Raw genomic sequence first — 12289 nt, 5'->3', positions numbered from 1 at the left:
CGATATGTTTCACGTGTTTGAAGCACTTGAAACATTTTGTGCGTTGCGGCGTTTCCGCACGCGGCCAATCGACGGCCAACGTTAAGACTTGATGCAAATATTGGCGGTCGTTCATGACCGCGAGGGGGACCTCAGATGATTTCGACTTGGAGCGAATGGAAGCGCTATCCCCGTCCCGGACGGGGCGACAATCTCGAGGCGCCGATTTCGCCCGGCATTTACGAGGTCCGGATCGCCGGCACCGGCGCGCTCTATTCGTTCGGCGCTGTCGATAATCTGGCGCAGGCGCTGGCGCTGCTGCCGGTGGGCTCGAAATCCTGGTTCGGGCGCCGTGACACCTCGGACGTTCCCGATCTCGAATACCGTACGTGCGCGACGTCCTCGAAGGCCGACGCCAAGGCGGCCGCCGAGCGCATGATCGGTCGGCGCGAGACGTATATGAGTGGCGCGGCATAACCGCGCCGTTGCCACTTTAACTCCCAGCAGATGTGCGTTGCGGGACGGTGCATTGCGCGCCGTCTGTCCCTATATTCGGGGCCGATCCGATCGCGCCCCGAGGAACAATGCCATGACCCCGACTGCCGCCGCACGCGCCCCGCAAGCCACGTCCAATCTGCGCGACCGGTTGAAGGATCCGTCGTTGCTGAAGGAGGCCTGCTACATCGACGGCGCCTGGGTCGGCTCGCCGGTCTTCGCGGTGAACAATCCTGCGACCGGCATCGAGCTCGCGAAGGTTCCGCAGCTTGGTGCGGACGATACGACCAAGGCGGTCGAAGCCGCCGAGCGCGCCTTTCCGGCCTGGGCCAAGCACACCGCCAAGCAGCGCTCCAACATCCTGCGTAAATGGTTCGAGCTGATCATCGCCAACCGCGAGGATCTCGCGCTGATCCTCACCTCCGAGCAGGGCAAGCCGCTCTCCGAGGCGCTCGGCGAGGTCGATATCGGTGCCGCCTATATCGAATTCTTCGCCGAGGAAGCCCGTCGCGTCTATGGCGAGACCATCCCGACGCAGCGGCCCGATGCGCGCCTGCTCGCGATCAAGCAGCCGATCGGCGTCTGCGGCGCGATCACGCCGTGGAATTTCCCGAACTCGATGATTACCCGCAAGGTTTCGCCGGCGCTGGCGGCCGGCTGCACCGTGGTGCTGAAGCCCGCCAACGAGACGCCGCTCTCGGCGCTGGCGCTGGCCGTGCTCGCCGAGAAGGCCGGCGTGCCCAAGGGCGTGCTCAACATCATCACCGGTGACGCGCCGCCGATCGGCAAGGTGCTGTGCGAGCACCCGGCGGTGCGCTTCGTCGGCTTCACCGGCTCGACCGCGGTCGGCAAGATCCTCTACCAGCAGGCCGCCGTCGGCGTGAAGCGGCTCGGCCTCGAGCTCGGCGGCAATGCGCCGTTCGTGGTGTTCGACGATGCCGATATCGATGCCGCGGTCGAAGGCGCGATCGTCTCGAAATACCGCAATATGGGTCAGACCTGCGTCTGCGCCAACCGCATCTACGCCCAGGACAAGATCTACGACGAGTTCGTGCAGAAGCTCTCGAAGAAGGTCGCGGCGATGAAGATCGGCGATGGCACCGAGAGCGGCGTCACGCAGGGCCCGCTGATCAATTTGAAAGCGGTCGACAAGGTCGAGCGCCACATCGCGGACGCCGTCAAGCGCGGCGCCAAGGTCGTCACCGGCGGCAAGCGCAGCGAGCTCGGCCGCTCCTTCTTCGAGCCGACGGTGCTTGCCGACGTCAAGTCGGACTCGCTGGTGGCGCAGGAAGAAACGTTTGGCCCGCTCGCGCCGGTGATCCGCTTCAAGGACGAAGCCGATGTGATCGCGATGTGCAACGCCTCGCCGTTTGGCTTGGCTTCGTACTTCTACTCCCGCGATCTCGGCCGCGTCTGGCGCGTCGCCGAAGCGCTGGAATCCGGCATGGTCGGCGTCAACACCGGCCTGATCACGACCGAAGTCGCGCCCTTCGGCGGCGTCAAGGAAAGCGGCCTGGGCCGCGAAGGCTCGCGTCACGGCATGGAAGAATATGTCGAGATCAAATACGTGATGATGGCGGGGGTTTAAGACCGTCGCCGATCAGTCCTTGCTTCGACGCAGTTCGCTCGGACTGCGTCCGAGCTCGCGTCGCATCCATTTGGCCAGATGAGACTGATGGGCAAAGCCCGCTTCGAGGGCAACATCGCTTAGCTTGCGATCGCCTTGAAGGAGGAGCTGGCGCGCGTGCTCCACTCTCCTTCTCAGGATGTAGCGATGAATCGTGACATCCATGGCCGCCTTGAACCATGTACGCAGATGTGAGCTGCTGACGCCGGCCTCGCGGCTGAGAATGTCGATTGTGAGCGGCTGGTCGAGATTTGCATCGATATAGGCGAGGACTCTCTGGAGCTGCGCGTTCGAGAGGCGGATGGCCTCTCCCGGCGGATCATTCGCCAGGTTGATCAATTCGACCGCCAGGGCCATTCCCACGTTTTCGGCAAACAACGGGCCGCTCGGCGAGCCCGCTTTCACGTCGCTTTCGAGAGCCTGTCCAAGCAGAACGATGCGGTCATTCCGCAGCATATGATGATGCGTGAGCCGGGCGGCTGCCAATTGTCGACTCCTTGATGCTGCATGGTCCAGCATGCCTGGTGCGAGCCGGATCTGAAGCGACTGGTAGGGCGTCTCAGCCACGAAGCCGCCGATGGCGCCGGACGGAACCACATCGATATCGCCGGCCTGACGTAGAAACTGCTCCCCGGTCTCGAGACAGAATGAGCGCGTCGCCCGGCTGAGGTGGATGATGATGCGGTGATCGCCGATCGGCTCCAGCGCAACGGCGTCAGGCTCGGTTCGCCTGGCCGCAGCGGTGGCGCCGGCCGATGTTGACGCCGAACTCGGTCTCGCACGCATGGGCCAGGCTCCAGATCTTGGCGGAACGTGTTCGATATTTGGCGGATCGTGCGCGATTTTCAACGGCGCGGGCGTCAAAGAACTCATCTGTCGTTTCCCGACAAATGAGGATGCCAAGTGAGTCACTACGTGATTGTGGGAGCCGGCCCGGTCGGGCGCGAAACCGCGCGCCTTCTGGCGGAAGAAGGACACAGTGTCATCCTGACCAGCAGGAATGCCGGATCGCTCAATGCCGGCGATGTGCGTACGGTTTCGTCAGATGCCACCGATGCCGCACAGCTGGCGGTACTCAGCAAGGGCGCGGATGCGATCTTCATGTGCGCGATGGCGGCCTATCATCGTTGGCCGACCGACTTCTTTCCGATCATGGACGGAACGGTCAAGGCGGCCGAGCAGGTTGGTGCCAGGCTGCTCGTGGTCGGGAATGTCTATGGCTATGGCGCGGGATCTGCGAGCCCTCTCACGCCGGACCTGGAGCCGGACCCGACCACCCGAAAGGGCACGACCCGGCACATCATGTGGCAGCGTGCGTTGCGATCGAGCGTTCCCGCCCTTGAAGTGCGGGCGAGCGATTATCTCGGCGAGGGCGCAGTCGCCTATTTTTCCCTGCTGGCGTTGCCGTCGCTGCTTAGGAACGAGCCGGTTGCCTTCCTCGGCGATCCGGATGCCGCGCATGCCTGGTCTTTCACCAAGGACACGGCGACGACGCTGGTTGCAGCGTCGCGCTTCACTGGAGAATGGGGCCGCGCCTTTCACGTGCCGTCGCAGTCGGCGTCGGTGCGCGAACTGGTACGGAGATTCGCAGCCGCGCTGAAGATCGACGCTCCTGGCCTGTCGCGACTCGCCCCGGCTGAGCTGGAAGGCATCGGCTTCAGCGAAGGGATCGAGATGGCCTATTTGTTCGAAAAGCCGCTTTTGCTCGATGCCGGCGATACAGAGAAACTGCTGGGCGTCACCGCGAGCAGTCTGGACACCATGGTTCGCGACACACTTTCGCAAGTAGCAGACATGGTTGCGACAGGGAAGGAAGCAAAATGAGTGAACAGGTGACCAATCTCGTCCAGAACTACATCGCGGTCTGGAACGAGAGAGATGCCGGGAAGCGCCGGTTGCTGATCGACAGAGTCTTCAGCGACGCGTGCGTCTATATCGATCCGAATGACTCGGTGGCTGGAAAGGATGCGATCGAGCGCCTGGTGCAAGCCTTGCAGGCGAGACTTCCGGATCTCCGCTTCACGCTCGCCGGTCACGTGAATGCGCATCACGATCAGATCCTGTTCGGCTGGACGCTGGCTGCGCCCGGAGCCGCAACACCTGCCGCCACAGGCGTCGACATGGCGGTGTTGGACGGTGACCGCATTCGGCAGCTTCATGGATTTGTAAATCCGCGGGACCAATAGCGTGTAGCCCGGATTGCGCTCCGCTCGATCCGGGCTACAGGTCCGTCACCGCCGCAACACCGCAATCGTCCGGTTCGCGAACGTCAGCCGCTCGGCCATGACCGACACGAAATAGGTCAGCAGCTTGTGGCTGAGCGTGGGGTCCTCGTCCCTGATCGCGTCGAACTGGAGCGTGTTGAGCACGTAGAGCACGCTGGCGACCTCGGCCTGGATCGTCGCGCTGCGCGGCGTGTTCGACACCAGTCCCATCTCGCCGATCGTGGTGTAGCGCCCCAGGCTGCGCACGCGCGTGGTGCGGTCGTCGTCGGCGGGGACCATGATGCCGACGCGGCCGTCGAGGATGAAATGCATGGAATCGGCGGGGTCGCCGGCCTGCACGATGATGTCGCCGGCCTCGACCTCGAGGCGCTGGCAGCGGTGGATCAGCGCGTCGGCGTCGGCCTCGCTGTCGAGTATCCCCGTGAACCAGTCGCGCAGGCTGGCTTCTTCCTGCTCCCGCCCCTGATGCTGCGAGATGATCTCGTTCTCGCACCATTCCAGCGCATGATCGAGCTCGCCGATGATGGTGACGCCCTCACCGACGAAGTCGCTGGAGCGCAGCACCTTCTCGGCCGCCGCCGACAGATGCACCAGGATCAGCTCGACGCCGAGGTCATGCGCGCTGCGCTTGATCTGGGCGAAGCTGTAGGCGGCCGAGGAGTCGACGCCGGTGACGAGCTTGAAGTCGAACAGCAGATAACGGCACTCCGGGCGCTCCTGGAGCAGCTGTTTGACGTGCTGGTAGAGCCGGTTGGCGGAGCCGAAGAACAGATAGCTCTGCAGGTTGAGGCCCTGGATGTTGCCGCCATGGGCCAGCAGCACGTCCTGGTCGTCGCGCGAGCGGTCGAGCGAGGAACGATATTCCGAGCCGTCGAAACTGTACTTGATCGACTCCACCCGTGCGGCGCTGAACGCAAACGTCGCGCAGCCGATGATCACGCCGATCAGGATGCCCGGCACGAAGCCCCAGGCGACGATGATCGCGATGATGGCGATCAGCGAGAGATATTCGAGCTTCGAGAGCCGCTTGCGCGACTCGATGATCCATTTGTGGAGCTGGTCGGCGCCGAGATAGAGCAGAAGGCCACCGATGACGAATTTCGGGATGAAGCCGAGCAGATCGGGCGCGACGGCAAGCATCAAAAGGGACAACGCCGCGACCGTAAGGCCGGACAAGCGTCCGCGGCCGCCGCTGGAGAAATTGAGGATCGTGCGGCTGATCGAGCTGCAGCCGGCATAGCCACCCAGCATGCCGGTCAGGATATTGGCGGCGCCGGTGACGTTCAGCTCGCGCTCCAGATTGGCCTCGCGATGCACGGCAACCTCGATGCCGGTGGTGTTGAACAGCGTGCTGGAGGCCGTGACGAAGATGACGGCAACCACGTTGCCGAGCAGGTCCGGCACGGCAAACCAGGGATAGCGGGCGAGATCGTCGGTGTGCCAGGGCAGCATGAAGACCGCCTGCGGCGGCGGCTGAAACGTCCAGCCCAGGGCGCGAGCGTGATCGAATGAAACGCCGGTGATCCAGAACGCCAGATGCGCCGTGAGCACGCCACCGACCAGGATGATCGGCAGTCCGAACGGGCTGCGCGAGCGATGCCAGGTCAGGTACAGCACCAGCGCCATCGCGCAGGCGGCGCCCAGCTCCAGCAATGTGGTGCCGTTGGCGAAGTGCGTCAGCGTCGTGAACTGGAGCGGGTGGTTGGTGATCACCCGCACCGCGCCCAGGGCGATGAGAAGCCCGGTGGCGCCGAGGAAGCCGCCGACGACGGGATAGGGCACGTAGCGGATGGCGCGGCCAAGCCGCGTCAGGCCCAATCCGCACAGCACCAATCCCGTCAGCACCGTCGACAGGCCGAGCGTGATCAGAACCGGCGAGAGCAGCGGCGTCGACAGGTTCGCCGTCTCGAGGCGTTCGACCACCGAGGCCGCCAGAATTCCTGTCACCGCCGCGGTCGAGCTGTCGGGGGCACCAATTGCGAAGGGCAGGGAGCTGCCGAGCCCGATGACGACCGCAAGCACCGCGGAACTGACGAACGTCGCCGTGATTCCGTAGGACAGGTAAGGCGAGAGCGGCCCGGCGAAGATCAGCAGCGAATAGGACAGCCCGAAGGTGACGGTCAGGACGCTGGCCGCCGTTCCGCCCAATATATCATTCAACGCACGCTTGAGGGCCGGATTGAATCGCGAAGCCGGGCTGAAAATAATTGCTGGATCGGTCACGCCGTTGCGCTCGCCCCTGAAAAGTCCCGTCCCGAGACGTAGACGAGTACGGGCTTAGCGCAACTGGATTCTTGTAACTGTGAAACATCCGACAGTTTTGCGGCGGTTTGGCGTGTGAACGGCCAATCACACGCGGCGGGCCATCCACGTCATTGCGAGCGCAGCGAAGCAATCCAGTCTGTGTGTTCCTCATCCTGAGGAGCGCGGAACGCGCGTCTCGAAGGATGAAGGCCCCGCTGGTGGCCTCGCCCTTCGAGACGCGCGCAAAGGGCGCGCTCCTCAGGGTGAGGAGCAGCAGCTCTGGATTGCTTCGCTTCGCTCGCAATGACGGAGCGAGACGAAACAGCCGGGCTTAGATCTTCAGCTCTTTCCCCGTCACGCGCCTGTAAGCTTCGAGATAGCGCTTGCTGGTTGCATCCACGACGCTGGCGGGCAGCGGGGGCGGCGGCGCGTCGCCGTTCCAACGGCCGGCGTGGCGCTCGACGTCGAGATAGTCGCGCAAAGGCTGCTTGTCGAAGCTCGCCTGCGGCTGGCCGGGCTTGTAGGCATCGACCGCCCAGAAGCGTGAGCTGTCTGGCGTCATGACTTCGTCGATCAGGATGATGCGGCCGTCCTTGTCGCGGCCGAACTCGAACTTGGTGTCGGCGATGATGATGCCCTGCTCGCGGGCGAGCTCCTCGCCGAGCGTATACACCGCGCGCGTCATGCTCTCGAGCGTGTAGGCGACCTCGTCGCCGACGACTTCTCGCATCTTGGCGATGGTGATGTTCTCGTCATGGCCAGTCTCGGCCTTGGTCGCCGGGCTGAAGATCGAAGGCTCCAGCTTCTCGCTCTCGACGAGGCCCTCCTTCAGCTTCTCGCCGGCCAGCGTGCCGCTGGCGGCATATTCCTTCCAGGCCGATCCCGAGAGATAGCCGCGGATCACGCATTCGATCGGGAAGACGGTGGTGCGGCGCGACAGCATGGCGCGGCCGAGGATCTCGGCGCGATGCGGCTTCAAGGCCGGCACGGCGGCAATGATCTCGTCGGCGTCGGCGCTGATCATGTGATGCGGCACCACGCCTTCGAGCTCGTTGAACCAGAATGCGCTGATCTGGGTCAGCACCGCGCCCTTCATCGGGATGGTCTCGCCCATCACGACGTCGAAGGCGCTGATGCGGTCGGTGGTGACGAGCAGCAGGCGGTCGTCGTCGACGGCGTAGATATCGCGCACCTTGCCGCGTCCGATCTTGGGTAGGGGCAGGTCACTGGAGAGCATGGCGGTCATCGGCAGGGCCTTCGCAGACAAGTCCTTCGGACAGGGGATTCAGGCCGCACTGGATGGTACGGCCTAAATCGGGATAGCCTATTCCGGCAGCGGAATGAACTCATGTTCCTGCGGAACCCCGGCGAAGCGGCCGGTTTTCCAGTCCTCCTTGGCCTGCTCGATCCGCTCCTTGCTGGAGGAGACGAAATTCCACCAGATGTGGCGCGGGCCTTCCAATGCATCGCCACCGAGAAACATCATGCGCGTTGCCTTCAGCGCCTTCACGGTGATGCGGTCGCCGGGCCGGAAGATCAGGAGCCGCGGCCCCTCGTACCGCTCGTTCGCGATCTCGACCTCGCCGTCGACGACGTAGATGGCGCGCTCCTCGTGGTCGGGGTCGAGCGGCACGCTGGCGCCCGCGACCGCCGTGACCTCGGTGTAGAACCAGGGCGACACCATCGTAACCGGCGAGGTGATGCCGAACGCGGAGCCCGCGATCACCCGCGCGGTGAAATCGCGCTCGGAAATCATCGGCAGATCGCCCGCGCCGTAATGCTGGAACGACGGCGCGATCTCTTCGGATCCGGCCGGTAGCGCGATCCAGCTTTGCAGGCCCAGCATCTGCTGCCCCGAGGCGCGCTGTGCGTCCGGGGTGCGCTCGGAATGGGCGATGCCGCGGCCGGCGGTCATCAGATTCATTGCGCCGGGCGCGATCTCCTGGACGTTGCCCTCGCTGTCGCGATGCATGATCGAGCCGTCGAACAGATAGGTGACGGTGGCAAGCCCGATATGCGGATGCGGCCGCACGTCCATGCCCTTGCCGGAGACGAACTGCACCGGGCCGAAATGATCGAAGAAGATGAACGGCCCGACCATCTGCCGCTTGCCATGCGGCAGCGCGCGCCGCACCACGAATCCGTCGCCGAGGTCGCGGGTGCGTGGCACGATGACGAGATCGAGTGCGTCGCAGGACATGGGATCGCCGAGCACGGGATCGTTCGAGGGTTGCCAGCTCATGGTGGTCTCCTGTTTCTTGCTGGTATGATCGTAACAGAACAATGTCGGGAACGGGAGAAGACCGATGATCCCACCGCTCAAGCCAGGCGCCAGGCTGCTCGAGGTCACAGGCCCCCGAATCGAGACGGAACATTTGATCCTGCGGCCATGGCGCGCCAGCGACATTGCGCCGAATGCCGCGATGTTGTCCGACCCCGGCACCGCCCGCTTCATCGCCGCCGACGGCAAGCCGGTCACGACCGAGATTGCCGGCTGGCGTAACGCGGCCGTGATCTCCGGACACTGGGCGCTCCACGGCTTCGGCATGTTTGCGGTCGAGGAGAAATCGAGCGGCAGCTACATCGGGCGGGTTGGTCCGTGGTGCCCGCCGGGCTGGCCCGGCTTCGAGGTCGGTTGGGGCATCGCCAGGGATTTCCGCGGCAAAGGTTATGCGGTGGAAGCGGCCAGCGCATCGATCGACTGGGTGTTTGACAGCTTTGAGATCGACGAGATCATGCACTGTATCGAGAGCACGAATACGCCGTCGCAGGGCGTGGCGCGCAGCCTGGGCGCCCGGAAGGAGCGCGAAATCGATCTGTTCGGCAAGCCGGCCGACGCCTGGATCACGTCGCGCGCCGCGTGGACCCGGCGAAATTGAATCGGTCTTTGATTTGAACTAGGTTCGCGTCACGCGCGTGCGTGCGCGATCGGGTCGACCGGATGCTGCTTGCCAATCTCGAACTTGCCTTTCGCGCCGGCGCCGTGGCGCTGCTGTTGGTGTTGGCGGCATCGTTGTTCTCGGACTTCCGCAACGTGCTGGCGGCTCGCCTCGGCGCCGCCTTCGCGCTCGGCTCGGCCGCGCACGCGGTGAGCTATTCGGTCGGCGTGACGTCGCTAGTGCCGGCCTGGCATGCGCCGCTGATCGCACTGTCGACCGGCAATATCGTGGTGTTCTGGCTGTTCACGCGCGCGCTGTTCGACGACGATTTTCGCCTGCGCTGGTGGCATGGGCTGGTCTGGGGACTGGTGACGGCCTTCAGCTTCGCCGGGTGCGTCTGGATCGCGCCGGGCGGCCATGTGCGGTTCTCCGTCACCGTGGTGAACCTGATCGTGCTCGGCTTCATCGCGCTCGCGGTAGGGCAGACGATCGCGTCGTGGCCGGCGGATCTGGTCGAGCGCCGGCGGCGTGCCCGCGTCTTCATCGTCTGCGCCGCCGCGCTCTATGGCGGACTGAACGCGCTGCTCCAGATTGCCGTTGCCGGCAGTGACGTCGGCGATGTCGCCAACACCATCAATGCCGGCGTGCTGGCCTGCGTCGTTGCGGCCATCGCCTACGCGATGATGCGCGTCGATGGTGCGGACCTGTTTCCGGCGAACGCGGGCGTCACGCCAGCGGTCATTCTGAGCCATCCCACAGCCACCGATGAAGCCGCCGACCAGAAGCTGATCGACGCCCTGATGCGCCTGATGGCGGATGAGCGGGTCTATCGCCAGGAGAACATCACCATCGGCGTGCTGGCGGGCCGGCTGAAAATTCCCGAATACAGGCTGCGCCGGCTGATCAACCAGCGGCTCGGCTACCGCAATTTCAATGTGTTCCTGAACAACCACCGGATCGAGGAAGCCAAGGCGGCGCTCGCCGATCCCGCCCAGGCCGAGGTCCCCGTCATCACCATCGCGATGGACGCCGGCTTCCAATCGCTCGGTCCCTTCAACCGCGCCTTCAAGGCGGTGACGGGCGTGACGCCGACGGAATACCGGCGGCTCAAGGTGAGTGCGGCGTAAGTTCTAACCCTTTCCAATCACGCCGAAATTCCAGAATCGACCAGCCCGGTTCAGTTTCAGCCAGTCTATTTTCCAAATCCGGCGAGCACTCCTCCGCCCACTCCGGCTTCCTCCCGGCACACGCCCCAGCCGGAGAAAGCCCGTGACCCGCCGCCGCAAGATCATCCTCCTGACCACCGCCGTCGCCTGTATTGGCCTCGCATTCGGCGCCGCTCGCGCGCGAACGCGCCGCAGGTCGCCACCGGCTTCCTCGCCGACATCCTCTGCGCCGAGACATTTATCTCCGGCCTCGATCCGCAGCGCACCTTCACCGAGACCACCGACGCGATGCCGGGCTCGGGCCTGATCACCTGGGCGATGGACTACCGGATCGACCGGCTGCGCAAGGACGTCACCGTGACGCTGTTCGGCCTCGGCCGTAGCCATGCCGTCTATCGCGAGGGGCTGGGCTGTACGCTCGAGCACGGCGCTGATATCGCCGACGTCGCGCCGCCGGCCGACGACAAGCAGCCCGCATTGCTCCCCGAGATCGCGGGACCCTCGATCGTGCCGCCACAAAGCCCGGAGCTGTCGGCCGCACTCGATCGCGCCTTCACCGAACCCGCGCAACCGCCCGCCCGCCGCACCCGCGCCATCGTCGTCATGAAGTCAGGCCGCGTCATCGCCGAGCGTTATGCGGATGGTGTCGGGCCCGAGACGCCGCTGCTCGGCTTCTCCATGACGAAGTCGGTGATCTCGGCGCTAACAGGCATTCTCGTGCGCCAGGGCAAGCTGAAGCTCGACGGGCCCGCGCCGGTCGCGGCGTGGACAAATCCGGATGATCCGCGCCACGCCATCACCGTCGACCAGCTGCTGCGGCACACCGCGGGCCTCGCGCTCGGCAGCTCGCTGCAGGCTTCGCTCGGCTCCGCCTTCGAGCCGGTCAATCGCATGAAATTCATCGAGGACGACATGGCCGCCTATGCCGCGAGCATGCCGCTTGCCACCGCGCCGGGCGCGGTGTGGAATTATCACGACGGCAACACCATCATGCTCGCGCATCTGATCCGCAATGCTTCCGGCGGCAGCCCCGCGGACGCGCTGCGCTTCGCGCGCCGTGAATTGTTCGCGCCGCTCGGCATGCGCCACGTCACGCTCCAGCTCGACGGCGCCGGCACGATCGAGGGATCGAGCGAGATGCTGGCCTCCGCGCGCGACTGGGCGCGCTTCGGTCAGCTCTATCTCAATGACGGCGTCGCCGGCGGCAAGCGTATCCTCCCCGAGGGCTGGGTGAATTACGCGGCGTCAGCCACGCCGAATGCCTTGGTCGGCATCGGCGCCGGCTTCTGGACCAACCGGGGCGACAGCTTTGGCGCGAATTTCCGCGTGGAGCACGGCTGGCCGCGCGATGCGTTTTTCGCCAAGGGCACGATCGGGCAGTACACGATCATCATTCCCTCGGAGCGTCTGGTGATCGTGCGGCTGGGCCGCTCGTCCAACTGGCCGCCGGAAGCGGATGGCGTGTTCGATCTGGTGCGGGATGTGGTGGCGGTGACGCGCGAGAAGGGGAAAATGGCGGGGGTGGATTGATGACAGCAGCAGAGCGCTGTCTCTTACCCTCCCCTGGAGGGGGAGGGTCGATCGCGCGCAGCGCGAGCGGGGTGGGGTGAACCCTCCGCACGGGCACTGTTGAATGCGGAGGGACCGTCACCCCACCCCGTCTCATATTTCGCT

10 protein-coding genes and 1 pseudogene are annotated in these 12289 nt (G+C 64.9%); 7 read left to right on the top strand and 4 right to left on the bottom strand.

Annotated elements, in window-relative coordinates; all coding sequences use genetic code 11:
* Window positions 1-135 precede the first annotated feature (135 nt).
* Entirely contained in the window at window positions 136-456 is a 321-nt protein-coding gene (locus AB7Z56_RS00150) for a hypothetical protein (RefSeq protein WP_028150598.1), read from the top strand.
* Between the two features lie 112 nt (window positions 457-568).
* Window positions 569-2062, top strand: coding sequence for an NAD-dependent succinate-semialdehyde dehydrogenase (locus tag AB7Z56_RS00145; RefSeq protein ID WP_063980118.1), 1494 nt, complete (start codon window positions 569-571; stop codon window positions 2060-2062).
* A 12-nt stretch (window positions 2063-2074) separates the two neighbouring features.
* On the opposite strand, the gene AB7Z56_RS00140 is transcribed toward AB7Z56_RS00145, so the two are convergent.
* A complete protein-coding gene (locus tag AB7Z56_RS00140) occupies window positions 2075-2974 on the bottom strand; it encodes a helix-turn-helix transcriptional regulator (protein ID WP_187387847.1) in 900 nt (299 codons plus the stop codon).
* Between the two features lie 30 nt (window positions 2975-3004).
* Here AB7Z56_RS00140 and AB7Z56_RS00135 point away from each other — a divergent pair, with 30 nt between their 5' ends.
* Window positions 3005-3925 (top strand): NAD(P)H-binding protein, encoded by a 921-nt coding sequence (locus tag AB7Z56_RS00135; RefSeq protein ID WP_063980116.1) that lies wholly within the window; start codon window positions 3005-3007, stop codon window positions 3923-3925.
* A complete protein-coding gene (locus tag AB7Z56_RS00130; protein WP_063980115.1) occupies window positions 3922-4287 on the top strand; it encodes a nuclear transport factor 2 family protein in 366 nt (121 codons plus the stop codon). The genes AB7Z56_RS00135 and AB7Z56_RS00130 overlap by 4 nt, the downstream gene beginning before the upstream one ends.
* A gap of 45 nt (window positions 4288-4332) precedes the next feature.
* On the opposite strand, the gene AB7Z56_RS00125 is transcribed toward AB7Z56_RS00130, so the two are convergent.
* From AB7Z56_RS00125 to AB7Z56_RS00115, 3 genes are all read right to left on the bottom strand, one after another.
* Window positions 4333-6549, bottom strand: coding sequence for a SulP family inorganic anion transporter (locus AB7Z56_RS00125; protein ID WP_063980114.1), 2217 nt, complete (start codon window positions 6547-6549; stop codon window positions 4333-4335).
* 352 nt (window positions 6550-6901) lie between these two features.
* Complete coding sequence (locus AB7Z56_RS00120) at window positions 6902-7816, bottom strand: phosphoribosylaminoimidazolesuccinocarboxamide synthase (protein WP_063985957.1); 915 nt, start codon at window positions 7814-7816, stop codon at window positions 6902-6904.
* A gap of 78 nt (window positions 7817-7894) precedes the next feature.
* Window positions 7895-8812, bottom strand: coding sequence for a pirin family protein (locus tag AB7Z56_RS00115; RefSeq protein WP_063985956.1), 918 nt, complete (start codon window positions 8810-8812; stop codon window positions 7895-7897).
* A 64-nt stretch (window positions 8813-8876) separates the two neighbouring features.
* Between AB7Z56_RS00115 and AB7Z56_RS00110 the strand changes: the two genes are divergently transcribed.
* The 3 genes and pseudogenes from AB7Z56_RS00110 (at window position 8877) to AB7Z56_RS00100 (ending at window position 12145) form a co-directional block, all read left to right on the top strand.
* The gene (locus AB7Z56_RS00110; RefSeq protein ID WP_063980113.1) at window positions 8877-9449 is read left to right on the top strand and encodes a GNAT family N-acetyltransferase; all 573 of its coding nucleotides are present in this window, start codon (window positions 8877-8879) and stop codon (window positions 9447-9449) included.
* 62 nt (window positions 9450-9511) lie between these two features.
* Window positions 9512-10576: a helix-turn-helix domain-containing protein gene (locus AB7Z56_RS00105; RefSeq protein ID WP_063985955.1), complete on the top strand. Its 1065-nt coding sequence runs from the start codon at window positions 9512-9514 to the stop codon at window positions 10574-10576.
* Window positions 10577-10718: 142 nt separating this feature from the next.
* Window positions 10719-12145, top strand: a pseudogene (locus tag AB7Z56_RS00100) (serine hydrolase domain-containing protein).
* Window positions 12146-12289 lie beyond the last annotated feature (144 nt).

The organism is Bradyrhizobium sp. 482_C4_N1_8 (assembly GCF_052075965.1).
GTDB lineage: Bacteria > Pseudomonadota > Alphaproteobacteria > Rhizobiales > Xanthobacteraceae > Bradyrhizobium > Bradyrhizobium barranii.
The sequence above is the reverse complement of the archived record's forward strand: the minus strand, read 5'-3'. Positions and strand labels throughout refer to the sequence as shown.

Bases quoted from the DNA above. Each gene is read 5' to 3' on its own strand.
- AB7Z56_RS00110 (WP_063980113.1), top strand. From the start codon at position 8,877: ATGATCCCACCGCTCAAGCCAGGCGCCAGGCTGCTCGAGGTCACAGGC.
- AB7Z56_RS00105 (WP_063985955.1), top strand. From the start codon at position 9,512: ATGCTGCTTGCCAATCTCGAACTTGCCTTTCGCGCCGGCGCCGTGGCG.
- AB7Z56_RS00150 (WP_028150598.1), top strand. From the start codon at position 136: ATGATTTCGACTTGGAGCGAATGGAAGCGCTATCCCCGTCCCGGACGG.
- AB7Z56_RS00115 (WP_063985956.1), bottom strand. From the start codon at position 8,812: ATGAGCTGGCAACCCTCGAACGATCCCGTGCTCGGCGATCCCATGTCC.
- AB7Z56_RS00130 (WP_063980115.1), top strand. From the start codon at position 3,922: ATGAGTGAACAGGTGACCAATCTCGTCCAGAACTACATCGCGGTCTGG.
- AB7Z56_RS00120 (WP_063985957.1), bottom strand. From the start codon at position 7,816: ATGACCGCCATGCTCTCCAGTGACCTGCCCCTACCCAAGATCGGACGC.
- AB7Z56_RS00140 (WP_187387847.1), bottom strand. From the start codon at position 2,974: ATGAGTTCTTTGACGCCCGCGCCGTTGAAAATCGCGCACGATCCGCCA.
- AB7Z56_RS00145 (WP_063980118.1), top strand. From the start codon at position 569: ATGACCCCGACTGCCGCCGCACGCGCCCCGCAAGCCACGTCCAATCTG.